The sequence below is a fragment of the Shewanella sp. Sh95 genome (assembly GCF_001308045.1).
GTDB classification, from domain to species: domain Bacteria; phylum Pseudomonadota; class Gammaproteobacteria; order Enterobacterales; family Shewanellaceae; genus Shewanella; species Shewanella xiamenensis.
Map to the genome: position 1 here is coordinate 1 of NZ_LGYY01000278.1, position 26,829 is coordinate 26,829.

The window sequence follows — 26,829 nt, forward strand, 5'->3', positions numbered from 1 at the left end:
CCGTCTTGGTCAATCTTGGTGTCAATCACCACATCTTGGGTAACAGTTTTGCTGTTGCCGGCCACGTCGGTGACGGTGGCGCTGACAGGGTAAGTGCCGTCAGGCAGCACAGTACCGGTCAGGTCGACGCTCCAGTTACCTTGCGCATCAATCACTAAGCCGTTGGCGGTGGTGTAAACCACACCATTGATGGTGACGGCTAAGGTGCTGTTGTCACCTAAATCGACAGTACCTTTGAAAATCAGAGTGTTGTCGTTGGTGATAAAGTCACTGCTGGAGCTGCCGGTGTCTTGGGTGATGGCGGTGATGGCCACGGTGTTACCGTCACCGTCTTGGTCAATCTTGGTGTCGACGCTGCCGTTATCGCTGGCTTTTCCTGTGTTACCTGCAGGATCTGTGACTGAAGCATCTGCAGTGTAGCCACCTTCAGCGATAGGATTGGTCACATCAACTGCATAAGTTCCATCTGGGTTAACCGTAGTTGTAAGAGTTTGTTGTGCTCCCGTACTGTCGGTAACAACGATAGTGATAGTACTACCTGGAGGAGCATCGGTTGTACCAGTGATAGTGGGCGTTGTATCTTGCGTGTCATCGGGTGCACTCACAGTGATCACTGGACCTGTAGTATCCAGAACTGCGGAATCACTGCCTTCTGGTGAGGTATTGCCTGCTGCATCAGTTATGGTTGCAACGACAGTGATTGTTTCACCTTCATCAGGAGCTGGAAGCGTTAGATTAACAAATCCATTATCTATGTCTTCCTGCGTTAGGATGTAATCAACACCATTAACTGTGAGCGTATCTCCCGCATTCGCGCCAGTACCCTCCAAGCCAATAGTGACGTTTACTTCGGTTGCTCCACCAAGTTCTTCATTACTGATGAAGCCGTCATTGTTAGTGTCTGTAGTGATAGTGACACTAGGACCGCCATTTGCAACCGGAGTGATATTAATCGTTAATGTTGCGGTTGAGCCAGTATTGGTGGTGTAAGTAATGACGGGTACTTGGCCATTCCAGAATTCGTTAGGCGTAAATGTGTAGGAGCCGTCGGCATTGATGACTAAGCTACCGCCTTCTAAAGTAACTGTGGTGCCTGCTGCAACCGTTTGACCGTTGACTGTAAAGCTGGTCACGGACAGTTCATTGTCCACATCGCTATCGTTATCTAGCACGTTACCAGTTGCTACCGTATTTTCATCGACAGTATTTGTGTCGTTGGCAAGAACTGATGGGTCATCCACTGGGGTGACATTAATGGTTAAGGTGGCGGTTGCACCAGTGTTGGTGGTGTAAGTAATCACCGGTACTGTGCCATTCCAGTTGGCGTTTGGCGTGAAGGTGTAAGAGCCGTCGGCGTTGATGATTAAACTGCCGCCTTCTAAGGCAACAGTGGTGCCCGCAGTCACGGTATTGCCGTTTACGGTGAAGCTGACAACAGACAAGGTACTGTCAATATCACTGTCATTGCTAAGGACGTTACCGGTGGCAACGGAATCTTCAGCAACGGTATTGGTATCGTTAACCAAGACTGATGGATCATCCACTGGGGTGACATTAATGGTTAAGGTGGCGGTTGCACCAGTGTTGGTGGTGTAAGTAATCACCGGTACTGTGCCATTCCAGTTGGCGTTGGGCGTGAAGGTGTAAGAGCCGTCGGCGTTGATGATTAAACTGCCGCCTTCTAAGGCAACAGTGGTGCCCGCAGTCACGGTATTGCCGTTTACGGTGAAGCTGACAACAGACAAGGTACTGTCAATATCACTGTCATTGCTAAGGACGTTACCGGTGGCAGCGGAGTCTTCATCTACGGTAATGCTGTCGTTAACGAGCAAGGATGGGGAGTCTGTGGCAATTGACTGTTCGGGAGAGTCGGGTGCAAATGCGGCTAGTGTTTGTCCAGAAGTGCTATAACCTGATGTGGCGAGAGCTTCTGAACCATCACGAGCAAGGCTAACATAGCCAGAGTTACCATCACTGGCTGGTGCATTCCCTGCTGCGGTTTCAGGTAAATTTTTAGTTGGGTCTTCACCTGAAGCAATAAGATCTTGTAATGCTTGAATTTCATCAGGTGTGGCTTCACCTGTTACTGGGGCAACAACCGCAGCAGATGCTGGATTGACTTCTATTTCATTAGACAGCTTGGTGCCATCATCGAAAGTGATTTCATAAGTCGCGTTTTCGCCGATATGGAGAACTGCACCCTTTGGGAGTTGTTCGCCATCCTTAGCGGGTTGATTTGAACCATTAACCTCGACTTCGATTTGCCCTTTAACAAGTTTCAGCAAACCTTTCTTTGTTGTAATGATCGATCCCATAATTAGCTCCCAACAGCCAAAGTGTGTTAATCCGAAGATGCACAAATTCAACAAATATGCTGAATTGTGATACAAGTGGCTAAATTTTAGCTTGGCCGCGTGTGTAAGTCAATTTTTTGACGCGCCGGAATGGCTTGCTATAACTGGATTTTAAGGGGTGGAGTACGAAAAAATGGCACTTAAAAGTGACAGAACTAGATGTAGTATCTTAAAACGCAAAAGAAACTGCATTTAGTGTCTCTTAACTATCAAAATAAACATATTAATAACAAATTATTCTTAAGATCGGGTTTAATATTTTATAAATGATGTGCGGCAAGTATGTTCAAGGTTGAATGAGGAGGGACCGCAATCCGCCTAATGGATTGCGGTTGATAGAAATTATAGGTTTACTGCCTGACGATAGCTTTGGTTAGCATGACCTTGTTCGCCAAGTTGCTCTTGAATACGTGCTAACGCCAGCCAAGAGTCTTTACTCGGAGCAAGACGACAAACATTCTGCCAGCGGATTTTGGCTTCTTTCATATCCCGGGTTTGTTGGTAGAGTAGCGCTAAACACCGTTGGTAATCAGCATTGTTCTCATGGGTGATTTCATGCTTGAGTAATTGCTTGCGGATCTCTTCGTCATGGGCGGTGACGATCTGTGGGATCACTTCTAACAGTGCAGACTCTGGCGAGCTACGTAGCTTTTTCGAGAGTAATTTAAGCGCTTGGTCTTTACGATTGAAGCGGCATAAGCCCATGGCATAAATCGCTAAAAACTCAGACTGGTTACGTTCATCGCGTGAAAGCCATTGCCAGCATTGTTCTAGGGCTTCTTCCCCTTTTAGACTCGCCGCTTTTAATAGGGCGCAATGGGTTTCAACATTCAGCGTATTTAACTTTGCATCCTCTAAGATCTGGCGTTTCTTCAGTATTGGGAGCAATAGCTTAAGCGCTTCCCAATCTTCCTGGGCGCGATATAACTCGAGGGCGAGTTTCAGCACAGGGGCTTTACTCTTGCTAGTTGGGGCTAACTTATCGAGCTCGGCTCTGGCTAAGGCTAATTCACCTTGTTTAAGTAAATAACGGGTACGAGTGGTTGCTACCGCATTGGCCGTCATAGGCTGCGCTTCTGCGCGGGCAAGATATTGATCTCGTTCGGCAATTTTATTTTGATGTTGAGCAGCACGTGCAGCGGCTAACAAATTTAATGCTGGCAGTTCACCGTTGTCGGCCCCTTTAATCATGGCGCGTTCTGCCGCAGGCCAATCTTCTTCGGCAATCGCGAGTGCGCCCATCAAAGTGTGTTTCTTGGCAGACCGGCGACGCCAATGCTGCGGGATAAAACGGCTACGAAGCAGCAGATTAATCACAGTGATCACTAACCATTCCAGCACTTGGAATAGCGCATAAAACACGATTAACATGACGATGCCAAAAACTAAACTGGTCTCAAGCTGGTAATCACCCGCGGCAATATACACATAGCCAGTATTGCCAACAATCCAGGGGCTGATACACAGGCCTAAAAGTATAATACCAAGAAATATTAATGCCTTAATCATAGCTGCGGTTCCTCTGAAGAGGTGAGTTCACCATAGCTGGTTAACTGTAATAACAGCGGTTTAGCGGCAAAGGATTTTAGCGTAATAGGGTCAAGATCGAGTGTTGCCAACTTGTCGATTTCGGCAATGGCCTCGCTAGTTTGATGCGCTTGAACATCAAAATAGGTTTGGATCCACTGGCGCGCCATCATCAGTGATTGATGATAAGCGGCTCTATCATAGCGATAGAGTGCCAGTTGTGATTGCAGCAGTTTATGGCGGATATTCTCAATCAAATACCATTGTTGCTCTGGAGCAAGTAGGGTTGGCGCATCGGCGGTGCGATGACGAATAGTAATAAAATCTTGAGTCAACGCCTTCCAGGTTTTACTCAGATTACTTTGCCAATCATTCAGATCGCCTGAAATGACCGTATCTTCCGGTGTACTTGAGGCGTTGTCGGCGCGGTTAAGTGGTAATTTGTCGAGTTGATCGATTAAGGCATCGAGTGCTAGTACACCACCTTCAATATCCACACTCTTAATATTGGTAGTCGCCGCAATATCCTTGGCCAGCGCTTTACGGATTGGCAGTAATGCGGGGTTGTTCATCGCGGCAATGGTTTCGTCGGCTGACTTTAATAAGTCGGTCGCCGTGCGCGGATCTTTTTCGAGCCAAAGTTTACGACCCGCCATGTTCACCAAATATTCGGCTTCCGAGGCCATCCAGTGGGTTGGGCTACGTTGGGCCAGCTTATTTAATCTGTCCTGCAACTGGCTTTGGTCTGTGGCGAGTTTCGACAATTCTTGGAAGGTTTTGGCATCGGACAGTTGTTGTTGCTCAAGCTGTGCAATGCGCTGATTCGGGACGAGTAAAGCCTGCTGCAACTGATCTTGCAGGGCTAGATTTTTTGTCTCTTGCAATTGAAGCTGTTGCTGCATTTGTTGATACAGCAAATAGCCGCCACCTATGGTGCAAACGGTTAAGCCTAAGGCCAGTAACACACCGAAACGAATGGCCCAGGAGCTGCGATTCACTTGCAACACTTGGCGAGCCGCTTGAGTCGATTCGGGTTTGCTGGCTTGCGGCTTAGTATCGGCAGGTTTAACGGCTTTATCTTCGAGTTGATTGGCCTGGGGTTCAGAAGCTTGGGTCTGTGGCGCAGCGTCATCGGTATTGACCGACGGAGCGAGAACTGGGGTAGCCTGTGACTCTGGGCTTTGGGCGTCGTGCTTGTTGTTATCCATTTAACAGTCCTTAAAATCATGCTACTGCCGAAATTCGAGTAAAATCGGGCTAAATAGCACTTAGAGTTTAAGGGCGTTTAGCACGGCTTTGCTGTTGGCGGCATTGGCATTAGTGACTTGGGTTATACCAAAGGCATGAGCTTGAGCTTCTACTCGGTTACTGGGGACTATGATATGACATGAGCGCAGCCATGCAAATAACTCTTTTGGCACTAGATTAATCAGATTATCCAGTACTTCACCACTCGTTACGACGATAGTATCTATCCCTAAGTCACGCCATTGTTGGCTTACAGCTGCACCATCGAGTGGCGGGCAAGCGCGTTGATAGACTTCCCAATAGCGCACCTTCGCACCTCTGGCACTCAGTTGCTCGGCGAGGGCTTCACGACCACCGACACCACGAATGATAGTGATATGTTTGCCTTGGATATGTTGTAGCTGAGGCAATGTCAGCAAGCCTTCGGTTTGTTGGCAATCATCGGGTGCTTCGAGAGCCTCAATTCCCTTCTCTTGCAGCGCTTCCCAAGTTGCATGACCCACGGCGAAATAAGGCACGCTTGGCCAGTCTTTAACTTGGGCTGTATCGACTTTAAACGCAGCATCAGCAAAGCTCACCGCATTGGCGCTGATGCAGATAACCATATCGACATTAGCGAGTGGATGCGAAGTGTCTGGGGGCAGAGGGGGAGTAGCCTCAACACAGAGGAGTGGGGTAACGCAGTGGTCGATACCTTTTTCAGTTAAGGCATCGACCATGGACTGATTGCGCCCCTCGGGGCGCGTCAGTAAGACTTTCATCGTCTTAGGCTTTTGCGTAAACAGCGTCGAGGATGCTTTTGGCGCCTTTACTCAGCAGTTCTTCCGCGAGGGCGATACCGAGTTGCGTGGCTTCGGTCTTCGGACCTGTGATCACGCCTTCGATGATTTGGCTACCATCGGGATTACCCACGAGGCCGCGCAGTGTCATCTCATCGCCGTTTATTTCGGCAAAGGCACCAATAGGTACTTGGCAGCCACCTTCGAGGCGAGTATTCATGGCGCGTTCGGCGATCACCCGGTAGCGAGTCTCTATGTGCTCTAAAGGTGCTAAAAGCGCTTTTACGCGTGCATCGTTAGTGCGGCACTCGATACCAACAGCGCCTTGACCGTTGGCGGGTAAAGATTCTTCCGCAGAGATAAAGCTGGCAATACGCTCTGATAACTTCAGGCGAATTAAACCTGCCGCAGCCAGGATAATCGCATCGTATTCGCCGTTATCGAGTTTCGCGAGGCGGGTGCCGACGTTGCCGCGCAGATCTTTGATAATCAGGTCTGGACGTGAGGCGCGTAGCTGGCACTGACGACGTAGGCTTGAGGTGCCGACTGTTGCACCAAGTGGCAGCTCACTGATTGACTTATACAGGTTAGACACAAAGGCATCACGCGGATCTTCGCGTTCACAAATCACTTCCAGCCCTAAGCCTTCGGGGAAATCCACTGGCACGTCTTTCATTGAGTGCACTGCGATATCGGCTTGATCTTCCAGCATGGCGACTTCGAGTTCTTTTACAAACAAGCCTTTACCACCAACCTTTGCTAAGGGAGTGTCTAAGATAACATCGCCCTTTGTGCTCATTGGCAATAGTTCCACCACGATACCTGGGTGAACGCGTTCTAATTCTGCTTTAACAAATTCAGCTTGCCACATGGCTAGCGGACTCTTGCGGGTAGCGATACGTATGCGGTTTTCAGACATGCCTAGTTTCCATCCGAGATCTTAGTTGCGCCAATGCTAACATTGGCTATTCGCGAATGTAAGGAAGCCGTATCGATTCTTTGAAGTCAGCGGTGTTCTAAATAGTATAAAAGTGTGATGGATATCTCATTTAGTTGCTCAGCTTTGCAAAAGTGTTAACATGAGCACACTTCTCAATTGTGCTTAAGTGTCGTGTTCTAGGATGGATCAGCAAGGTCAATTTCCTGATATCGCAGAAAGACTTAATCAGGTTCGTATTGCACGGGCCTTAGCCTTGTTGTCTCCGTTGCAAAAGCATTTGTTCCGTTTGATCCCCTTTTTACTTCAACAGAATAGCGTTCAGTATCCGGGATACGTTGATCCTAATACGCCTTGCGGTATTTATGGTTACAAGGCGGGCTCAATAGAAGCCCAGGCTTGTGATGTGTTTACGCTGCCTTTTATACCTAATGACATGGATTGTTATGCCTTCGAAGGGATATATGCCATGGGCAGTACAGCTAGCTTTGGTCAGAATGCAAAAAGTGATGTGGATGTGTGGCTAGTCCATCATGAGGATTTGTGTGATGACGACTTAGCCTTGGTTAAATTAAAAACGGAACGACTAACCGCTTGGTTTGCAGAGTATCAGTTTGAGGTGAATTTTTACTTGGTTCATCCACTGCAATTTTGTGGTGATATCTCACAGCGTACCGGTTGCCAGTCTTCTATGGCTCATGAGCACAGTGGCAGTACGCAGCATTGGCTGTTGCTTGAGGAGTTTTATCGCAGCCAAATTCGCTTGGCGGGTAAAACTATTGCATGGTGGCCTGATGCTAAGCTCAATCCTGAATTGCTATATCTTGGTAATGTGCACGAGTTACCGGCAAGCGAGTATTTTGGTGCCTCGCTTTGGCAGCTTTATAAAGGCTTAAATAAGCCGCATAAAGCGTTGATTAAAGTACTTTTGCTTGAGGCTTATGCCAGTGAATATCCCCATTCTCAGTTACTGTGTGACCGGCTTTGGCAAAAGACCTTAGCAGGGGATTTTTCTACTGCTAACGATGCTTATTACGCAATTTATGAGGCGATTGAAGCCTATTTATTAAAGCAGAATGATAGTCGTCGGCTGGAAATTGTGCGCCGCTGTTTTTATCTAAAATGTGGCGTGTTCTTAAGTGTGTCTGACCAAGGTAAAGATTGGCGCTATGCCAAAATGCAAAAGTTGGTGCAAGAGTGGCAGTGGCCCAACAGTTTAATTACTACCTTAGATGATTGTGAGCATTGGCATAGTGGCCAGCTCAATTGGTTTAATGAACAGCTTAATGAATTGCTGCTAGCGAGTTATCAAACCTTACTGCGTTTCGCCTCCACCCATGAGCTAAACGAAGGACTCAGGATTGAAGAGTTGGGGATGCTCACTCGCAAACTACATACTTACTTTAGCCAAGATGAAGACCAAATCGCCAAGCTGAATTTGCTCTGGAGCCACTCGGTCGCTGAATCTGAAGTAACCATGGTGTCCAGTAACAAGGAAAATCAATATTACCTCTACCGCCAGGGGCCAAAGCCGCAGAATCTGTTAGGTGAATCTGCTATTTGCAAAGGGAAAAGCCCGTCAGCGCTGATGATTTGGGCTTGCTTAAATGGGGTATCGACGCCAGAAACCAAATGGTATGAGTTTGGACAGAGTAAGATTAAATCCCGAAGGTTGACCGACGCTTCAAAACGATTACTTAATTTTATCGTTCATGATTGGCGGGTCTCAAAGCTTGACCTATGTCAGCCTTGGCATTTTAGAAAACTCATTTTTATCCTAAACCTCGACTGTGATCCTACTATCCATTGGCAAGGGCAAGAGATGATGGTCGATGTCATGAATGCCAACGTGTTTTCATTGGGTCGTAAGCAGGAAAATATGCTCGGCGCCCTCGATGCTATTTGCCTTAATAGTTGGGGGGAGTGGCAGTGTCATCGTTTTGAGGGCGAAACCGCAGTATTGCAGGCACTCGCGTTTGTCACTCCAGGGCTAAGGCGAGCGACTCATCCCGTGGATATGGATGTGATTAGCTGTTCGCAAAAGCTCAGGCCACAACTTAAGTTAGCGGTGAAAAACTTGCTTAAACAAACGGTGCGACTCTGCCAACAGGTGCAACAATCGAGCACCTTAGTGCAGCCGCTGCAGATTAGTCATACCCGTTACGGGATCTTTTTTAATCCTTTGGGGATGGCCTATCAGGACTTGAGTGATGCCAAATCTTTTTATCAGCAACTTGCTCGTAGTCATTTAGTACAATTGCCTCGGCCAGAGTTGGGGGATGACCCTTTTTCGAGCATGCCGAAAATCATTCAAAACTTTGCCGCCAAGGGAGCGATCCAGTACTTTCTGCGGCAACGCACCGATAGCTTAGATGTGTTTATTCTCGATGAGGAAAATCAGCTGAGTCATTATGTGCAGTCTGGTTCAGATATGAGTGAATTGGTCAACAAAGTGAGCCATCATTATGTGTTTGATGAATTTTATGCATCAAAAGCACGGTTTAATATTCCGCAGTTTTTCCATTTAGTACGGGTGGCGGGTGAGCTAACCGTGATGCCCTTTGGGGTGGATATCAATAACGCCAATGTGGAGTTTTAGCGGGAGCGACCTCCCGCTTAGGAATAAAGCCGCGGCTTAGGAGAGACTGAGTTCGATACCGCTTTGGCGTAGAATCGAGTCCTGCACAAAGGGCATAAACTCGCCGCCATTACGACCATCAAGCCATTTTCCCTCTACATAGCCAAAGTGATAGCCACCGAAACGCGTTGCTACCCAAATTTCATGCAAAGGTTCCTGTTTGTTGATTACGATTTTCGAACCATCGACAAATTCTAGCTGTAACACGTTACCACTGGCATCAATATCCACATCGGCATCTTGTTCATCAATTGCGGTTTCGATAGCGGTCTCTATCGCTTGGAACATGTCATCGGCGAGCTGGTGAAATTCTGTATCTGTCATGGCCATGCATTTCTGTCCTTTGCTTTCGTCAAGATGGGTGCGATTATAAGACGATTAGACACTAGATGCACAGATGTTGAGAAAAATGAGACTGTTTTTATTGTTATTGATTGGTAGCCTATTCATTACAGCCTGTGGTCAAAAAGGCCCCCTGTATAAATCCTCTCCAGTAGAGGCGACTCAGTCTAAAAAAAATAAGCCAGCTAAGCGTGATGCTACGCCTGTACAAGCCGCGGAGCCTCAAGCTGAAACTGAAAAAACACAATAATAATCAGCATAATTACTACAAAGCGCAGTAAGGAATCGGACATTGGATCACTTTCTCTACCAAGATAATACCCTGTACGCAGAAGGCTGTCGGGTCAATGATTTAGCCCAGCAGTATGGCACGCCGCTGTATATCTATTCCCGTGCAACGCTCGAACGTCACTGGCATGCGTTTAACAATGCGGTGGCCGACCATCCACATTTAGTGTGTTACGCAGTAAAAGCCAACTCGAACTTAGCCGTACTGAACGTATTGGCTCGTTTAGGTAGTGGTTTTGATATTGTCTCCGGCGGCGAGTTAGCGCGGGTGATTGAAGCCGGTGGTGACCCTGCCAAAGTGGTGTTTTCTGGCGTGGGTAAAACCGTTGCCGAAATGGAGCAGGCATTAAATCTTGGTATCTACTGCTTTAACGTTGAATCGAGTGCTGAGCTTGAACAACTTAACGATGTTGCCGGCCGCTTAGGTAAAGTTGCTCCAGTGTCACTGCGGGTGAATCCCGATGTCGATGCCGGTACGCATCCTTATATTTCGACGGGTCTTAAAGAAAATAAATTCGGTATCGCCATGGATGAGGCCGAAGTTGTATTTGCTCGCGCCCATGCGCTGCCGCATTTGCAGGTAAAAGGGGTTGATTGCCATATTGGCTCACAGCTCACTGAAATTCAGCCGTTTCTCGATGCAATGGACAGAATGCTATCGCTCATTGACCGCCTAGCCGAGCAAGGGATAGTGATTGAGCACTTTGATGTCGGTGGCGGTTTAGGGGTGACCTATGATGATGAAACGCCACCGCATCCTGATGTGTACGCCGCTGCACTGCTCAAGCGTTTAGGTCATCGCAAGCTCAAACTGATTTTCGAACCGGGCCGTGCGATTGCTGCCAATGCGGGGATTTTTGTGACTGAGGTGCTGTACCTCAAAGAAAACAGTGACAAACGTTTTGCGATTGTTGATGGTGCCATGAACGACTTAATTCGGCCCGCACTCTATAGTGCATGGCAAAATATCATTCCGGTGAATCCACGGGATGAAGAGGCGCAAGTATTTGATATTGTAGGACCTGTGTGCGAAACCGGTGACTTTTTAGGTAAGGACAGACAACTCGCGATTGCGGCGGGGGATTTACTGGTTGTGCGCTCCAGTGGTGCTTACGGTTTTGCTATGGCGTCGAACTACAATACTCGTCCGCGTGCGGCCGAGTTAATGGTGGATGGCAATAAGGCTTATTTGGTGCGAGAGCGAGAAAAATTAGCGCAGCTCTGGCAAGGTGAGCAGCTCCTGCCGTAAACTAGAAAATTATATTGATTCAGGCGCTTGGCTAGTTATGGCGGCGCCTAGGCTTAAAGGATAAGTATCTTGATCCAATTCACTAAGATGCACGGACTTGGCAACGATTTTATGGTGGTCGATGGTGTCACGCAGAACGTGTTCTTTTCGCCTGAGCAGATCCGCCGTTTAGCTGACCGTAACTTTGGCATCGGTTTCGACCAACTCTTGCTGGTTGAGCCACCCTATGATCCCGACCTCGACTTTCACTATCGCATCTTTAATGCCGACGGTGGTGAGGTCGAAAACTGCGGCAATGGCGCCCGTTGCTTTGCGCGCTTTGTCCGTAATAAGGGGCTGACGAATAAGAATAAAATTCGTGTAAGTACCTCTGCGGGTAAGATGACACTGCGCCTTGAGCGCGATGGTACTGTCACTGTGAATATGGGCGTGCCCGTGCTCGAACCTAGCCAAATCCCCTTTAAAGCCAAAAAGGCCGAAAAAACCTATCTGCTACAAACTCCACAACAAACCTTTTTGTGTGGTGCGGCCTCCATGGGCAATCCCCATTGCGTGCTCGATGTGGAAGATGTTGCCAGCGCCAATGTCGCCGAAATCGGGGCGCTACTCACCAAGCATGAGCGATTCCCGCGCGGGGTAAACGTTGGTTTTATGCAGGTGGTGAACTCGGGTCATGTCAAGCTTAGAGTTTACGAACGTGGTGCGGCTGAGACTTTAGCCTGCGGCACAGGTGCTTGTGCTGCCGTGGTAGTCGGACAAATTCAAGGTAAACTTGACCAACAAGTACAAGTGGATTTACCGGGCGGCAGCTTAACCATCAATTGGGAAGGTGAAGGCAAACCGCTGTGGATGACGGGCCCAGCGCAGCACGTTTATGATGGACAAATTCAGTTATGACCGAGCCTTTGATGCCGCAGACCGATCTTCCCTTCGATGAGTTGATTATTCGCGAGTACCTTCTCGATAACCCAGACTTTTTTAATCGATATCCCGAGCTGTTATTGGCGATGCGTTTGCCCCATTTGGAGCGCGGTGCGATTTCCTTAGTCGAACGACGTCAAGAGTTGTTGCGCCTGCGGGTTGGGCAGCTCGAAGAAGAAATCACCAGTTTACTGGCCATGGCGGCGCGTAATGAAAAGATATTCCGATTTAATACTGAACTGTCTTTTAAGCTACTCAATTGCGTTAACTTAGAATCCCTTAAAGAAGTGCTGGCTGATAATTTAAAGGCGCAGTTTAATTTTACCCATGTGCGTCTTATCAGTGTGTTAGAGGCCGATATTGAGATGAAGGCGATTTGGGCGCAGCGTTTACGCAAGAATTACTATTTTGGTCGTCTGACACAACAAGAGGCGAAACGCTTATTTGGCAGTGAGGTCGGCTCGGTGGCATTAGTTAAACTAGCTGATGATATTTCTGTCATTTTTGCAGTTGCCAGCCACGATGCCACCCATTTTCATCCCGATATGGACAATATGCTGCTCGAGCAACTGCGGCGATTGCTGGCACATATGCTCGCTAAACTCTAAGCCCTGATGAGGAGTCCAATATGAACTCGCCAGCTAATGATATGCCCGCGCGTTGTCACTCCTATTTACAGCAATTTGAAACCTATATGCAGTCTGAACGTCAGTTATCGGCGCATACGGTTCGCAATTATATGTACGAGTTGCAGCGAGGAAGCGAGTTACTGCCCGAAGGTATAGACCTGCTTAATGTTGGGCGTGAGCATTGGCAACAAGTGCTTGCTAAGTTGCACCGCAAGGGACTAAGTCCGCGCTCGCTATCATTGTGGTTATCGGCAGTAAAACAGTGGGGAGAGTTTTTACTGCGCGCAGGCGTGATAGAACTCAATCCTGCCAAGGGGCTGAGTGCGCCCAAGCAAGCTAAGCCTTTACCGAAAAATATCGATGTCGATTCCCTCACACATTTACTTGAGATTGAAGGCAATTATCCGCTAACACTGCGTGATAAAGCCATTATGGAGCTATGCTATTCCAGCGGGTTACGTTTAGCAGAACTCGCAGCGCTCGATTTATCCAGTGTGCAATATGATCAGCGTGAAGTGCGGGTATTAGGTAAGGGCAACAAGGAGCGTATCGTCCCCGTAGGGCGTTATGCTATTGATGCCTTAGGCGCTTGGCTTGAGTGCCGCAGGCAAATCCCCTGTGAAGATAACGCATTGTTTGTCACCGAAAAGGGCAAGCGTTTATCCCATCGCAGCATTCAGGCGCGCATGAGTAAATGGGGTCAGGAGCAGGCGCTTTCTATGCGGGTTCATCCCCACAAGTTACGCCATTCCTTTGCGACGCACATGCTGGAATCTAGTGCCGATTTACGGGCGGTGCAGGAATTATTAGGCCACGAAAACCTGTCTACCACGCAAATTTATACCAGTTTAGATTTCCAACACTTAGCTAAGGTGTATGATAACGCCCATCCTAGAGCGAAAAAACAACAGGATAAATAATGCGTTGTTATCTTAGACCCCAGAATATTCGTGCGATTAGCTTCGATCTCGACGATACCCTATACGATAACGAACCCCACATTCTCAATGCCGAAGCTGGGTTAATACAGTTTTTGCATCAGGCTTACCCGCTGACTCAAGCTTGGCAACCGCAGCAATGGCGAATGCTCAAGTTACAACTACTACAGCAAAATCCGGCCCTCGCCCATGACACCTCGGCGGCGCGAATTGCGACTCTGCATAAAGGCCTTTTACTGCTCGGTTATAGTGAGCCTGAGGCAAAACGTGGCGCGCAGGAAGGTTTGGCTTGTTTTTATTTTCATCGAAGCCATTTTAAGGTTTCAGACGACGTCTTGACGTTACTCACGCGTTTATCGGCACATTTTCGGTTGATTGGTATCACCAATGGTAATGTGGACGCACAGCGTATCGGCTTAAGTAATGTGTTTGAATTTGTGCTGCATCCTGGCAGTGGTATACGGATGAAGCCTGCTAAAGATATGTTTTCACAGGCCTGTGAAAGGTTAGATATCGGCTTAGATCAACTGCTGCACGTTGGCGATAGTATGAATGCCGATGTTCGCGGTGCGCGTTTGGCGGGGTGTCAGTCGGTCTGGCTCAACCCAAGTTTTGGCCGCGTGGCATCGTTACCTATTGCAGCACTCTTACCCCATATGGAGATTGCCACTCTCGATTCATTACAGGAAATGTTATTGCCTTAAAAGAATAGCAGCCTATTTAAAGTGATAGGGATCAAGGATTGGCATATCGTTTTGCCGTAGAGTATTAGCATTTGTTTAACTCAGTTGTTACGCCCTCACTAACAAGGAACTGCTATGGTGCGTTTAAGTCTGTTGCTCCTCTTGAGTCTATCGTTTATAGCCCCTGCGTCGGCGCACGAAATCCACTCCGGTGGTGGTTTTATGGCGGGCTTTAATCATCCCGTTTTAGGTTTTGACCATCTCCTTGCCATGTTAAGTGTGGGCATGCTCAGTACGCAGCTCGGTGGTCGCGCGATTTGGACTGTGCCCTTAGCCTTTGTGTGTTTTATGTTGGTTGGTGGAATACTGGGGCTTTATGCCATTCCGGTGCCCTTTGTTGAAATTGGCATTGCTTTGTCAGTACTGTTGCTTGGGTTAGCGATTGCCTTTGACCGCCAGTTACCGCTCTTATTTGCGATGGCATTTGTCGGCGTGTTTGCGATTTTCCACGGTCATGCCCACGGCATGGAAATGCCTGAACTTGCCAGCCCAGTTCTTTACGCCTTTGGTTTCTTATTCGGTACTGCGGTTATCCATTTAGGTGGCGTTATGCTAGGTCTAGGCATGCAGCGCGTCACTGGGCAACGCAGCTTAATGCGCGTATCTGGCGTGGCAATTGCCGCCATGGGTGGCTATTTACTCGCTGGTTTTTAGAAAAAGCACTACCGCGCCTTTATCAGCTTATTGCAGTGATGGGCGCGGCGTAGCATTTGTGTAACCTGTCTCCGGCTGGCATGCATGTCGGCATCTCCAACCCGAAAATAAGTACCTGTATAAGCATCGGTGCCTATAAATACTGGCTTTAGGTGCTCTGGTGCGAGCGGGACACGAATCCTTATCAGCTTTTTATTCATAATTTCAATCAGCTGCACATCAGATATCGCTAAAATATTACAGCTTATCCGGCTAGGGTCATCGAGGATCTCCCAAAATTCCTGTAATACGGGTAGAGGATTAGGAATGCCTTCAATGGTGAAATGGCCACGATCTTCGCGTACCCCAAGAATAATCTCTCCGCCTAAGGTGTTGGCAAAGGAGCTATAGGTTGCCCAAATATCTTCAGGTAATTGACCTTGACCATCACGGCCTCTTGCGAGTTTAAATTCTACTTGGGCTGATTCGTGTAGAGAAGCAATATCATCGAGTGCGAATGTTGGGTATGTCATGGCGGCTTATCCTTGCAAGGCACACCACTTTTTGTAACACGCCAAAATCACAAAGGCCAGCAGTTGTGCTGACCTTGGTGGTTAATCAATCTTGTTTATTAGGCGAGTTGCAGCGCCTTAGGGAAGAGAATGTTGTTTTCTAAATGAATGTGCCTATGCAGGTCCGCCTCAAATTCTGCGAGCGTTGCATAACAAACCCGCCAAGTAGTACAGGCATATTCGGGAGGCGTAAAGTCGTTGGTTAACTCATGTAGCTTTTGTAAAATCAATCCTGCTTCTTCGTGCTCGTGTTGCATTGCATTGATAGGGTTACCTATATGACCAAAACAACCCTGCACTTGCTCGCCTTGACTCATCGCCCGAATCGCAGGAAAGAGGATATTTTCTTCCTTCATCAAATGCGGCATTAAATCTTCTATCAACGCACGAACCCAACCTGCAAATGGAACAATTTCGGCATAATGCTCGCCATGAGCGCGTACCATCTTTTCTGAGTATTCCAGCAATAACGGTGCTTTAGCACGGACATATTGGTGGTGAGTACGCTCAATATAATCAATTAGTTGCTCAAGTGGTAGTTGATTAAGTTCATCTTCTTTAGCACCTGAATGTGTCATGTACTCTAATGCGGCGACGACTTTATTTGGGTCGGCTTGCGCTCGCTCACAGGCACTGATCAGTGCTCGACCACCGCCACAGCAGAAATCGATACCAAATTGGCTAAACACATGGGCGCGGCGAAAATCCTCCGCGACCAACTCGCCAACTTTACGCTCAAGCCATGGCGATAAAGGGGCTGATGGTTGTTCAACGTGAGACGCTGACGAAAAGCTAGTTGATGACATTGCAACACTCCAAAGCACAAATAATTTACATGCATATTATTTGCAGCTTTATTGTGATGCAATAAATCCTGACTAATTTAGTCGGGATTTGCTGCGGCTGTCACATTAAATTGTCTGAATTATTCCCAAAGGAGTAGGGTGTAGAGGCTGATAAAGATGAGTCGATGTTTTATCTAATTAGTATGTTTTTGGAACTGTGTGGCGTATTGAATTTACCATTCTTTGCGTATCATCTAAGGCTCATCGAATATTAAGTATCTGATGATAAATGAAACTACAAAGATGCTTTCAACGCCCTAAGAGTAGGGCATTAAAAGCAAATTGCTGAAGAAATGAGGAGGTTATTCCACGTTTTGGATCTGAATGTTTTTATTTTCAATAAAACCATTATTTAACAATGGCTAGTGTGGTCTATTTCTTGGGAATTCGCATTGGTACCCACCGATATGCCCACCATATACCAATGCCTTAACGAGATGATTCTTTGTTTTACTATTGGCTAGCCGTTTTAGCCGCTCTTGCTCGTTTTCTAGGGCGGGGACCTGAAGTCTGGTTTTGCTCAGTACTTTCATCCGATTCTGTAGCCTGCATGGGCTCCTCCAAGGGAAGTTGCACAATGTCGATTAAAGTATGGGCTCTAGTTGCTTGCATCAGATGGTCAGCAGTGAGCTTTGAGCGGTTTTTTACAGCTTTTTCAATGATAGCAAATAGAATTGATGAATTGTCTTTTGCGGCTTGAAGTTCATTCTTTAGCTCAGTCATCTGTTTTTTTAAACGGTTGTTATAGTTTTGCTGTAGAAAAAGTTCACTACTAAGATGCTGATTTGTATATGATTGGTTTTTCTTTATTTCTGCCTTTTTCGCTTTTTCTGTATTTTTCGCTACGAGTTCTTGCTCCTTTAAACGTAAATCTTGATCCTTTAAAAGTAAAAAATTCTTGTAGTTATCATCAATAAGCGACTCAAGCATTTGAATGTGATTGCATTTCTTCTCTAGTGCCATACCTTCAAACTTAGACTTGTGCTCTTTCGAAATGCTGACGTTAAGCATAGTTTTATCACTTGCATGTCTTTTCACATCTGCCTTCCAAGCTTTCTCCATGTTAGAGGCCATTCTCTCGAATGTTTGCTTATCGAGTTTCCTGTGAATACAGCTATCAATAAAAATTTTTTTTAAGTCCTTCATCGTCGTCTGTTGAATGATGTAAGGATTTTTTTTCTTCAGGTACTCATAAGCCCAATCCAATTGAGCCCTATTATTTTCAAGGAGAAAAGTTAACTGCCTCGTACCATATGAGTTACTTATATATTTATCAATATCCATAATTATTTATACGGTTCACTTGCAGGTTTTTTATTAAATTTTCTAATCCTTTTTTAGCATTTTAAAATAAAAAATTCAATTTTTTAAAAATTACTAGTAAATTACTAGTAATTATCGGTAATATTTTACCAGTAGGTATTTAGAGGATATAAATGATTTTATTTAGTAGGTATTTTAATGATACGGATAATGCATGCACTGAAAGGAAGTAAGGCAAATGTAATCTTTTTTATTTTGCTCTGGAATCGGCATTTTGGTCACTCTAACCCCATTTCACGAACTGTTGCAGAGATTGCAAAACAATTGAGTGTTTCTAAAACGGTTGTATCAGAGGCTTTAACTTACCTTGTTGAGTGTGGTTTTTTCGAAAAGGAGCGGTTAAGTACGCAGCCCAAAAGAGGCCGGCCAACATATCAATACATTGTTTCTCGGCAACTACAGGGCTTATTAATGTTGATGGGTACATCGAGCCAGTATCAACCGTTAGTCAATGAGCTATTAACGCTTGACCAAAAATACGTCTCACATACGAATTTGAAGTTAAATAATCGATTGTTGCTTTGTGTGTTGTTATTGCATGCGGACCCAACAGGAGTTGTGCGTAATTTGGATGTCAAAACGATTACCAATCTTGCAGGGATTAGCCGAGATCAATTTCGAAATCAACTTCAGAAACTGAAGAACTTAGGTTACATACAAGCAATCATTCCAGGAACATCATCGAGGTACTTGTTCACTCACGCCAATAGTGCGTATTTTTTAGACTTTTCACTATTTTCTGCAAAACACACAATTTTAGAAGAGCTAGCACCAGGCTATCAATTACCTTTTTTACAAGAGATTAATATGGTCTCATTGCTAAATTTTGCTAATCAGTGTCAAGAATGGTTGCTGCAGCACCTTACGGATCAACAACTCCTAAAAGATCTCAAAGATGGAAACATTCCTGAAGAAAAAGTACCTAATGAGTTTTATAAATTTGCCGGTTTTGTGGGTCATCAACCCGCTTATCAAGGCTGTGTGTATTTTCAAAATGTGGATATGTCAAGGTTATCAGTTTTGAATGTAATGCAAGGACAGCTGAATTATTACGCATCTTTTTTATTGTCAAATCATTGGTGTGACTTACAGTCTGAACAGGCTCCCCCCGTTTATGTAGAGCTAAAAAACATGATTATTAGGGATTTTGATGCGGTGGTAGATGCTTCCGATAAGGAGAAGTTGACACTTAAAAAATTCATTTCTAATGATGGTTTTATGGCATTAATTCCATATCAGAGCAAGGAGGTATTTTATGAAATTATGTATCATTTTAGCATTGAACTAGCGAAGTATTGTATCAGAGAATTGTCTAAACATGAGGAGTTGAATGATTATCTTGGTTCGCTACATTTTTCGATTTTCCCCTTCAAATTTGTAGGTTTGGGAGCCCGGACATCAGACAAAAATGTAAAAATATATCGCCAGAAACGTGGTAGAGCTGGTGTAAATGTAGATAGTTAAATGGTTTAACTATCTAGTGACATGAGATCCCATCGCCCTTGCTCGCCCGATCTACAGCTCAATGATTGACGGGGATTTCAGTTATTGCGATTGTCTGTTTGTTAATACTATTAGTCTGTAGTTATACCTATCACTCAGTAGTATTCCTTCATCAGTATCTCTAACACTATCTACCCATGAACATACAGCGTTAGCTGCCATCATAGGCGAGCTAACTTTTGCTTTTTATATCAAGCACTTTTTGGCTTTTGAGTAATAAATTACACAGACCATATACGTTATGTAACTTAACCAATATGGGAACTCAACATGTCAAAACGTCATACCTCTAACACTAACCTTACCGTCATCAGCAATGGCCAATACCAAGGACTCAATGTTTATCCTAGGCTACTAAGCGCTGAATACTTAGATGCAATTTTACAGACCTTACAAGCAGCTATGAATGAGCACCCTCGTACCTTAATGGTGCGGTTTGATTTGCATCTACCACAGCTTAACTTTCTCGACTCACCTGTAGTTTATGATTCAACGGTAATCAGCAAGTTCTTTAAATCTCTGGATGCAAAAATCCAGCATAATAGGTTAATCAAGGGCCGTGAGGGTAAGCGGGTGCATCCTTGTACTCTGCGTTATATTTGGGCAAGGGAGCGAGCATGTGCCGATACAGACCATTACCATATCGCAATCTTCCTCAATAACGATGCTTATAACCATCTCGGTAATTACAATCGAAGTGGTCAAAACCTGAGTACTAAGATTGTTGAAGCCTGGGCCAGTGCCTTGGGATTAGATGATTACAGTACTCGGCATTTAGTCCATTTCCCTGAGGATACGCCAGTTTACTATCTCAATCGTAATGCACCGAATTATCCTCAAACCTTTGCGAGTGCTTTCTTTCGCTTGAGCTATCTGGCCAAGTTAGAGACTAAGCATTATGGCGATAGAACACGTTCATTCGGTTGCAGTCGTATTTAAGCGTGGTGACAGAGTGATTAGCTTACTTAGCGCTAAATGCGGTTGCTAGTGGGGTGAGTAAAAATAAGGGAGTAAAGTGCAAGGGATTAAGGTCCCTTGCTTTTGTGCTCATAGTAGAGCAGTAGCGATATTCACAATGCAGACTTGATGACATAGTCCATTGGGGTAATCCGTAACTGATTCAGCCGTTTCAGTAACCGGCTTCTTTTTGGTGGCGGATACACAACACGGTCAATCGTTCACCGCCATCATACTGGTACATTGCCAGATAACCCGTATCACCAAAGTCGATGAGCAGTTCCCTAAAGCTAAAGTCATTGTCATCGATAAGCCGACCAATGTCTGGATAGCTTTCCAGTTTTCTAATGGTATTGATTATGGCGCTGGCAGCCCGTTGTGCGGCAGGGGGATTTTTACTGCGAAGAAACTCACGTAAGCGTTCTAAATCACGTAATGCAGTGGCAGTAAAGACTATTTGTGGCATGTAGGGGCTGCCTTTTCATTTTCACTTCCCCAGGACTCCAGCCAACTTACCACTTCGTCACCGGTGACATGCAAGCCTGATGTCTGGTGTTCTTCCCATGCGCGTAACGCTTCTTGCTGCAAAGCTTCGCGTTTCTCTTCTCTCTCAACGTATTCACGGATCGCTTCACGCATCATCCAGTGTGATGAACGTTTACGGGTTTCGGCTAAATGCTCGACTCTGGCTTTAATATCGGCATCTAATTTAACCGACACGGGTTTGATTGTGCTCATCTGTTACTCCAGAGGTAATCATTAGTACTACTAGGTAATACCTTAGCATAACGTGGTACAAAAAAATAATGATTACACGTTTACTTGCCCGCATGAGCAACGCCATCAGCACAAGGATGATAGAAGATAGTTTGTATCACTTAACTGGGCAAACATGTTACGCCGTCATCACGCTAATCTTCAACGTAATCGCAAGAGGGGTGAAAACGATAGCGGCGGTATGCCGCTTCGTTTATAGGATTTGGCTAATGGCTGACTGGGTACTCTCAATATTGCAGGTGAAGCATTATGACCTTAACCAATGCCATGCATCGGCTATCAGCTCAGCACCGGCTTTTACACCATTGATGCTCACTTCTGCAGTCGTCAACACGGTGTTTAAGCCAGTTTCTACACTGCCGGTGACGAGTTTGATCCCTGCATCGGTAATCTCTCCTTGGCGTAAGCAAGCATAACTTTCACATAGAGTTTGGCTGGTGCCTTTTAGTAAGCATTCTGCAGGCTTAGCGACAAGATCTCCAGGTGTCCCCAGCAGCGTGTTGATATTGTCGGGTAGCCCGAGGTATTCGCCGGTCATTTTGATGGCGGTAGAGGCTAATACGACGTTTGCGACAGTCCCCGTGGCAAGCTTTGACGCGCTCCTCCCCAGTAAGCCCGCTCTGGCTGAGCCTTGCAGCGCAATGTGGGTAAAATTACTGACTTGATTGGAGCTGCTGCTCCCTTCTAAGCATTCGTTGATGAAGTGCTCACAATTGTTGGTAGCTACGCCGTATGGACTGTGACCCAGCTGACTGCGTGCAAGCTCAATGGCTTGATGAGGAAACAGGCTGGACTTTTTCACTCTAACGCTATGGCCACCAGCAAATTGCTGCAGATCGATTTCTTCGATGATGCCCTGTTTAGATAAGTGGATCACATGGCCATGACCCACATACAGGCCATGGTGTTCGGTTAAGCCAAGCGGATCGATATTGGTGACCAGATGATCTCCGGGTTGAAATGTATACATGGTATGGACTCCAAGTAAAATAACGCAGATACCCCTAGGTCGCATCTGCTAATGGGGTGAATAGGGCGTGTTGATTGACTCAGATTTCCAGCTCGACAAAGTCCTTATCGACTTGCTGCTGAGTAATGCCGATATAACGCAGGGTGACCGCTTCCGATTGATGCCGCAGCATGCGCATCACCCGGCCAATGTCTTTGCAGGCTTGGTACAGGTGATAGCCGCGGGTTTTACGCATTGAGTGGGTGCCCAGGGCTAACTTGATATCGTCACCGACAAAGGCAAACGCTTTGGCGACCGCGCGCCGTGTCAGGGGTTTCGCGGGGGCCTGCAGGTCTTTGGCTTGGCTCGAGCGGTGGGATTGGAACAGGTAGATATGCTCAGGGTGACGCTGGTGGATCGCCTCAATCAATGCCAGCGTCTTCGGGTTGAGCTTGATGCTGGCGCGTTTACCGGTCTTCTGCTCAATGATATTTAAGCGGTCGCCGTTGATATCGCTGAACTTGATGGCCAGTAAGTCCGAGATCCTAAGGGCCAGGTTAAGGCCGATATTCCAGACATCGGCCATCTGCTGACCAAAGTGACGTTCGAGCAGGTAACTGATAAGCTTGATGGTGTCGCGGTTCTTGACCGCTTCGACTTCGTTCATGCTGGGTTCCCTCAATTAGCTATGTGATGAATGTGGGCACCAGCACATCGCCAACCCGCATCGGGCCTGCATTGCTTGGTTCCCAAAATACCTTTGTGGGCACCAAGTTCAGTCGACGCTGACTTGAACCTGGTACACCTCCATTTCCACGTAGTTGCAGAAGTTCTCCAGCAGTAGCCGTACTAGGCTGTCTGCATGCTCGAGGTAACAGCGGCCAAAGAAGCTGTTATAAACCTGCTTCTCCTGAAACAGCACTTCCATTTCTTTCTCAAGCTCTGGAAAGGGCCCGCCGCAGTAAGCAAAGTCGGTGAAGTAATTGAGATACCAGCAATCCCCCTGGCGGTAGAGATTGATTTCGACGGGGTGATAACCGCCGCTCTCTGCGTTGTAATCGGGATCGCGGTAGTTAAAAGTGACGCTGTTGAGGTCAGGGTGATTGAGCGCGGCCAGTTGCCGTTCTAATAATTCATAAAAAGGCTCTGGCAGTGGCAGGATGGTTTCGCGATGTATTTTCATGGTGGACTCCAAAACAAAAAGCCCGCGAACGACAGGCGTTGTGGGCAGGGTAGGTTGTTAACGACAGAGGCTTGCCGTAATGATTTAGGTTACAAGGGCGCGGGTGTGATGGGTTTAGCTCTTTGATTGCGATAGAACTGAAACCGATAGATAGGATTAGGATGCTCGCGTGAAATGACGGTGAGGCTAGTTAATCCAAACTCACTTCCACTTGATAGACTTCCATCTGGTAGTAACTAACAAAGTTATCGCTAAACAACTTAATCAGCCCCTGTGATTCCCGTTCCCCAATCCAGCCGCTAAACAGGCTATAGACCTGCTTGCTGTTAAAGCAGATATCGATATCTTTAACCAGTTCAGGGAAGGGATGACCGCGAAAAGCAAAGTCGGTGACGTAGACTAAACGCCAGTGATCTTGTTGTTTCTCAAGCCTGACTTCGACGGGATGAAAGCCACCCGCTTCGGCGCTGTAATCAGGATCGCGAAAATTAAGAGTGATAGCGTTGGCGTCTTTTGGTGTGACTTCAGCCAGTTCCTTTTCAATCACTTGGTAAAAACGATCGGGCATCGCTGGCAGTTGGTTACGCTTGATAGTTAATGTCATGGAATATTCCTTATTTAAAAACGGGCATACGCAAGAGCCAAGGCGTAACTGCGCCTTGGCTCTTGTTGTCTATGCGGTTTGAAAACAGTTGTTGGTCGAGCGGTTTAACGTGAGTCGCTATGGGCTACTTGCTAAGGTTTTTGAGCTGGGAGATTAAAGTTTGGTGGTTATGTTTAACGGATTAGTACTGGCTTACGATAATGAATGGGTTATTGAGTCAGGGCGAAGTTGCTGGTGGTCAGTGGCTCAGTGGCTTAGCTTTGGTTTAGTTTCGGTTTGATAAATCGCAATATACAAATAACCGTGACTACCAAGTGTGTCGGCCTCACAGGTAAAGCCAGCGAGTTCAATGCTCACGCAGTGCTGCTTGGTGGCATCAATCTTGCCGGTGGCCACCAGCCGCTCAAGCTGCTTAACCATAGCGGGAAAGGCCTCGACAAATTGTTGTTTAATGGCTGGTGGAAATTCACCGACAAAGCTTGCGCGGTCATGGAGATAATCCAAATGCAGGCCGCGTAAAATCAGCCTTGCACCAAAGCGGGGGGACACTTTACGGGGCAGGCCCCAGGCGTGCTCAATATCGAAAAGTTTTAGGGTTGTCATAGTGACCTCAATGGTTGAATAGAACTTTAGGGAATTGGTTGCTTATTAGCGGACTAGCTAGAGCGGTGATAAATACCAGTGCTAGTAAAAGTGCTTAATACGGCTGACTAGTGGAGTGGGTGATGACAGATAACGGTCTTTAGGTATGCACACTCCAATTAGGCTGTTCATTACTGCCATGGTTAAAGTACACGCCGTTGATCACCCTTTGCCATTCACCTGTTGGCACACCATAACTATCGCAGGGGCAAACATAGCGGCAAAAGCTGATCTCCTTGGGCAAGTGTTCAACCACATCACGGTGAAACACACTCAATACGGTTTTATGCAGCTTGGGATTCGGTGCCACAATCGGCTTGCCAATCACTTGGCCCATGGCATTAAGTGGACGGACAAACATCGGCAAAATGAGTTCAACCGCTAAGCGGTTACGCAGTTCAGGAAACGCGGTGCAGGCTTCGGCAACGCAGGCCTGTGAAAAGCTATCGGTAAATTCAATCATGATGGACTCCCACGTATAAAGGGCTCCCACTCCGGGAGCTCCTTATGCCGCTATTAATAAGAGCGGTTAATTAGATAGCCAGCCACGCTCGGCGAATGACACACAGGTATCGGCGACAACTATGTGATCCAAGACCGGTACATCGATGGTGGCCAGTGCCGCAATAAGGCGCTCGGTGATCCGTCTATCTGCGCTTGAGGGTTCGGCGCATCCGGAAGGATGGTTGTGGGCGAGAATTACTGCGGCAGCATTACATAGCAAAACGGCTTTAACCACTTCTCGCGGATAAACACTTGCACTGTCAATTGTGCCAAAGAACATCTCGTTGTATTCAATCAGTCGGTGCTGACTGTCGAGCATCATCACCGCAAACACTTCACGTTGATGCTGGTGGAGCTTAAAGCGCAGAAAATCCATAGTTGCTTGCGGGTTACAAAAGGCATCGCCTCGCACAAAGCGCTCTGCGACGATACCTGCTGCGGTTTCTAAGATTTGCGATGAGGTTTGTGACCAGCTATTGCTGGGTAGGGTGATCACTTTGTGCATAGCGCCTCCAAAGGTTGCTAAATCGGTATATGCACAGAGGTGATATATATCTGAAAAGATTTGGAAATAGGGAAAAAGTTAAAAATTACTGGAAGGACATATGTAATGAGACAATAACCGAGAAACTCATCATGAAACTAATTCGCCTTACTAAAGTTATGGATTACACAGGTCTAGCACGTTCTACTATCTACAAGTATATCGCAGAAGGAACATTCCCCAGACCTGTGTCACTCGGTAGCCGAGCTGCCGCTTGGGTTGAGAGTGAGGTGCAAGACTGGATTTTAGAAAGGATAGAGGAACGTGATATTCAACGTACCGCCGTTTAATACAAACCGACACTTGTTTTACTGCGCATTCATTAAGTTCAGGCTATCCCTTACAACTTCCTGCCTTCGAAGGCTAAGAATGTCCCCCATTTCTAGATTGAAATGCTTTTTCTTGGCTGCGCCCCTCTATATGTAATAACTAAAAATAACCTAACTAAACCAAGGGAACGACCGAAAAAGCTAGGGTAGGACAAAAGTCAAAGTTTACTTAGACTGTTGTAATAACACTTCCATATTAAGTACTTGAATGACAAAGGCTATTCAAGCAGGGCAATAACTTGACATATAGACAAGCGCATCGCCCTCACTGGGATGCGCTTGTCTGTCGCCCTGATGCTCAACTTAAAGGAGGGATGCATCAATTCCTTAGTCATTCATCCTCAAAGCGTTTAACTGCAATTTTTAAACGACAAAGAAAACGTATTTACATCGCCAAATCAACTATCAAGAAAACCTTTGCAGGTTTTCTTGATACGCTAGGGATACAGCTAGACAGCTTATACACAGCCACTTTTCCGCCCAAGGCCGTCTCACTTTGTAGTCGAACTGCTACACGGGTAGAAAGTGAAGTGCAGGAGTGGATTTTAGAAAGGATAGAAGCAAGAGATTGTTAACTTAAAGAGTTTGAATGCACTACTTAATAAGTTAAGTCTTAAATGGAATTAGCGATTATGAATATCCGTTTAGAGATGATTTAGTTGCTAAATATGACGTAGGTGTCACAACAAGGTTATGGTGAGTAAGCGTTTATGAATGTAGTATGTATTTGAAACGGAGAGCATAGAGGGCGTTCAAAATTCTGTGTCAGGCTAATTTTTAAATTTCCAGCACGCTATCTAAACGTCCTTCAAAATAAATCGCTAACTGAGATAAACAAAGGCTCCAATTGTGGATTGGCATGGTCCATTTA

General features: G+C 46.3%; 30 protein-coding genes. 12 read left to right on the forward strand and 18 right to left on the reverse strand.

The annotated features are described in order from the left end of the window. The 5 genes from AEA42_RS21415 to hemC all read right to left on the reverse strand — a co-directional run. Window positions 1-2,315: retention module-containing protein (locus AEA42_RS21415; protein ID WP_156312389.1), on the reverse strand; the 2,315-nt coding region annotated here is incomplete at its 3' end. 381 nt (window positions 2,316-2,696) lie between these two features. Further along, on the reverse strand, window positions 2,697-3,863 hold the full coding sequence (locus tag AEA42_RS21420) for a heme biosynthesis HemY N-terminal domain-containing protein (protein ID WP_055648790.1): 1,167 nt from the start codon (window positions 3,861-3,863) through the stop codon (window positions 2,697-2,699). After that, window positions 3,860-5,089, reverse strand: a complete 1,230-nt coding sequence (locus AEA42_RS21425) for a uroporphyrinogen-III C-methyltransferase (RefSeq protein ID WP_055648791.1) — start codon at window positions 5,087-5,089, stop codon at window positions 3,860-3,862. The genes AEA42_RS21420 and AEA42_RS21425 overlap by 4 nt, the downstream gene beginning before the upstream one ends. Before the next feature lie 60 nt (window positions 5,090-5,149). Next, window positions 5,150-5,890 (reverse strand): uroporphyrinogen-III synthase, encoded by a 741-nt coding sequence (locus AEA42_RS21430; protein WP_055648792.1) that lies wholly within the window; start codon window positions 5,888-5,890, stop codon window positions 5,150-5,152. 4 nt (window positions 5,891-5,894) lie between these two features. Then, complete coding sequence (hemC, locus tag AEA42_RS21435) at window positions 5,895-6,827, reverse strand: hydroxymethylbilane synthase (RefSeq protein WP_055648793.1); 933 nt, start codon at window positions 6,825-6,827, stop codon at window positions 5,895-5,897. 202 nt (window positions 6,828-7,029) lie between these two features. Here hemC and AEA42_RS21440 point away from each other — a divergent pair, with 202 nt between their 5' ends. Further along, window positions 7,030-9,444, forward strand: a complete 2,415-nt coding sequence (locus AEA42_RS21440) for a class I adenylate cyclase (protein ID WP_055648794.1) — start codon at window positions 7,030-7,032, stop codon at window positions 9,442-9,444. Window positions 9,445-9,480: 36 nt separating this feature from the next. Here the strand turns inward: AEA42_RS21440 and cyaY are convergent, their stop codons facing one another. Next, window positions 9,481-9,813 carry an iron donor protein CyaY gene (gene cyaY, locus AEA42_RS21445; protein ID WP_037422994.1) on the reverse strand — a complete coding sequence of 111 codons (333 nt, stop codon included), beginning with the start codon at window positions 9,811-9,813 and terminating at the stop codon, window positions 9,481-9,483. A 79-nt stretch (window positions 9,814-9,892) separates the two neighbouring features. On the opposite strand from cyaY, the gene AEA42_RS21450 reads away from it, so the two are divergent. The 7 genes from AEA42_RS21450 to AEA42_RS21480 all read left to right on the forward strand — a co-directional run bounded on the left by AEA42_RS21450 (window position 9,893) and on the right by AEA42_RS21480 (window position 15,247). Next, window positions 9,893-10,075, forward strand: coding sequence for a lipoprotein (locus tag AEA42_RS21450; RefSeq protein ID WP_051714241.1), 183 nt, complete (start codon window positions 9,893-9,895; stop codon window positions 10,073-10,075). A 42-nt stretch (window positions 10,076-10,117) separates the two neighbouring features. After that, complete coding sequence (gene lysA, locus AEA42_RS21455; RefSeq protein ID WP_055648795.1) at window positions 10,118-11,362, forward strand: diaminopimelate decarboxylase; 1,245 nt, start codon at window positions 10,118-10,120, stop codon at window positions 11,360-11,362. A gap of 69 nt (window positions 11,363-11,431) precedes the next feature. Continuing rightward, window positions 11,432-12,259 (forward strand): diaminopimelate epimerase, encoded by an 828-nt coding sequence (dapF, locus tag AEA42_RS21460; RefSeq protein ID WP_055648796.1) that lies wholly within the window; start codon window positions 11,432-11,434, stop codon window positions 12,257-12,259. Further along, complete coding sequence (locus AEA42_RS21465; RefSeq protein WP_055648797.1) at window positions 12,256-12,891, forward strand: DUF484 family protein; 636 nt, start codon at window positions 12,256-12,258, stop codon at window positions 12,889-12,891. The genes dapF and AEA42_RS21465 overlap by 4 nt, the downstream gene beginning before the upstream one ends. Window positions 12,892-12,932: 41 nt before the next feature. After that, window positions 12,933-13,832 (forward strand): tyrosine recombinase XerC, encoded by a 900-nt coding sequence (gene xerC / locus AEA42_RS21470; protein WP_197278473.1) that lies wholly within the window; start codon window positions 12,933-12,935, stop codon window positions 13,830-13,832. Continuing rightward, a complete protein-coding gene (locus AEA42_RS21475) occupies window positions 13,832-14,554 on the forward strand; it encodes an HAD-IA family hydrolase (RefSeq protein ID WP_055648799.1) in 723 nt (240 codons plus the stop codon). The genes xerC and AEA42_RS21475 overlap by 1 nt, the downstream gene beginning before the upstream one ends. 114 nt (window positions 14,555-14,668) lie before the next feature. Next, window positions 14,669-15,247, forward strand: coding sequence for a HupE/UreJ family protein (locus AEA42_RS21480; RefSeq protein WP_023266363.1), 579 nt, complete (start codon window positions 14,669-14,671; stop codon window positions 15,245-15,247). Between the two features lie 8 nt (window positions 15,248-15,255). Here the strand turns inward: AEA42_RS21480 and AEA42_RS21485 are convergent, their stop codons facing one another. From AEA42_RS21485 to AEA42_RS21495, 3 genes are all read right to left on the reverse strand, one after another. Next, the gene (locus AEA42_RS21485; protein WP_047537623.1) at window positions 15,256-15,759 is read right to left on the reverse strand and encodes an ATP-binding protein; all 504 of its coding nucleotides are present in this window, start codon (window positions 15,757-15,759) and stop codon (window positions 15,256-15,258) included. Window positions 15,760-15,857: 98 nt separating this feature from the next. Further along, the gene (ric, locus tag AEA42_RS21490; protein ID WP_037422968.1) at window positions 15,858-16,604 is read right to left on the reverse strand and encodes an iron-sulfur cluster repair di-iron protein; all 747 of its coding nucleotides are present in this window, start codon (window positions 16,602-16,604) and stop codon (window positions 15,858-15,860) included. A 492-nt stretch (window positions 16,605-17,096) separates the two neighbouring features. Further along, complete coding sequence (locus tag AEA42_RS21495) at window positions 17,097-17,927, reverse strand: hypothetical protein (RefSeq protein WP_037430221.1); 831 nt, start codon at window positions 17,925-17,927, stop codon at window positions 17,097-17,099. Between the two features lie 189 nt (window positions 17,928-18,116). Here AEA42_RS21495 and AEA42_RS21500 point away from each other — a divergent pair, with 189 nt between their 5' ends. Both AEA42_RS21500 and AEA42_RS21505 read left to right on the forward strand, forming a co-directional pair. Continuing rightward, window positions 18,117-19,430, forward strand: a complete 1,314-nt coding sequence (locus tag AEA42_RS21500; protein WP_157173878.1) for a helix-turn-helix domain-containing protein — start codon at window positions 18,117-18,119, stop codon at window positions 19,428-19,430. A gap of 309 nt (window positions 19,431-19,739) precedes the next feature. Beyond that, complete coding sequence (locus AEA42_RS21505; protein WP_037430226.1) at window positions 19,740-20,408, forward strand: inovirus Gp2 family protein; 669 nt, start codon at window positions 19,740-19,742, stop codon at window positions 20,406-20,408. Between the two features lie 190 nt (window positions 20,409-20,598). On the opposite strand, the gene AEA42_RS21510 is transcribed toward AEA42_RS21505, so the two are convergent. From AEA42_RS21510 to radC, 9 genes are all read right to left on the reverse strand, one after another. After that, window positions 20,599-20,892 carry a type II toxin-antitoxin system RelE/ParE family toxin gene (locus AEA42_RS21510; protein ID WP_037430228.1) on the reverse strand — a complete coding sequence of 98 codons (294 nt, stop codon included), beginning with the start codon at window positions 20,890-20,892 and terminating at the stop codon, window positions 20,599-20,601. Further along, on the reverse strand, window positions 20,880-21,164 hold the full coding sequence (locus AEA42_RS21515) for a CopG family ribbon-helix-helix protein (protein ID WP_011920070.1): 285 nt from the start codon (window positions 21,162-21,164) through the stop codon (window positions 20,880-20,882). Before AEA42_RS21515 ends, AEA42_RS21510 begins: the two co-directional genes overlap by 13 nt. A 286-nt stretch (window positions 21,165-21,450) precedes the next feature. Beyond that, the gene (locus AEA42_RS21520; protein WP_055648800.1) at window positions 21,451-22,173 is read right to left on the reverse strand and encodes a lecithin retinol acyltransferase family protein; all 723 of its coding nucleotides are present in this window, start codon (window positions 22,171-22,173) and stop codon (window positions 21,451-21,453) included. 79 nt (window positions 22,174-22,252) lie between these two features. Further along, a complete protein-coding gene (locus tag AEA42_RS21525; protein ID WP_037430233.1) occupies window positions 22,253-22,819 on the reverse strand; it encodes a site-specific integrase in 567 nt (188 codons plus the stop codon). 108 nt (window positions 22,820-22,927) lie between these two features. Next, on the reverse strand, window positions 22,928-23,335 hold the full coding sequence (locus AEA42_RS21530; RefSeq protein WP_055648801.1) for a DUF2787 domain-containing protein: 408 nt from the start codon (window positions 23,333-23,335) through the stop codon (window positions 22,928-22,930). A 190-nt stretch (window positions 23,336-23,525) separates the two neighbouring features. Continuing rightward, window positions 23,526-23,939, reverse strand: coding sequence for a DUF2787 domain-containing protein (locus AEA42_RS21535; RefSeq protein WP_037422948.1), 414 nt, complete (start codon window positions 23,937-23,939; stop codon window positions 23,526-23,528). Window positions 23,940-24,185: 246 nt separating this feature from the next. Beyond that, complete coding sequence (locus AEA42_RS21540; RefSeq protein WP_037430906.1) at window positions 24,186-24,542, reverse strand: type IV toxin-antitoxin system YeeU family antitoxin; 357 nt, start codon at window positions 24,540-24,542, stop codon at window positions 24,186-24,188. A 139-nt stretch (window positions 24,543-24,681) separates the two neighbouring features. Next, window positions 24,682-25,044 (reverse strand): hypothetical protein, encoded by a 363-nt coding sequence (locus tag AEA42_RS21545; RefSeq protein WP_037430905.1) that lies wholly within the window; start codon window positions 25,042-25,044, stop codon window positions 24,682-24,684. Window positions 25,045-25,110: 66 nt separating this feature from the next. Beyond that, window positions 25,111-25,590, reverse strand: a complete 480-nt coding sequence (gene radC, locus AEA42_RS21550) for a DNA repair protein RadC (RefSeq protein WP_037430903.1) — start codon at window positions 25,588-25,590, stop codon at window positions 25,111-25,113. A gap of 131 nt (window positions 25,591-25,721) precedes the next feature. Here radC and AEA42_RS21555 point away from each other — a divergent pair, with 131 nt between their 5' ends. Together AEA42_RS21555 and AEA42_RS21560 are read left to right on the forward strand one after the other, a co-directional pair. After that, the gene (locus AEA42_RS21555; protein ID WP_037430910.1) at window positions 25,722-25,919 is read left to right on the forward strand and encodes an AlpA family transcriptional regulator; all 198 of its coding nucleotides are present in this window, start codon (window positions 25,722-25,724) and stop codon (window positions 25,917-25,919) included. A gap of 278 nt (window positions 25,920-26,197) precedes the next feature. Continuing rightward, entirely contained in the window at window positions 26,198-26,533 is a 336-nt protein-coding gene (locus AEA42_RS21560; RefSeq protein WP_146193319.1) for a hypothetical protein, read from the forward strand. The last annotated feature ends 296 nt before the right edge of the window (window positions 26,534-26,829 follow it).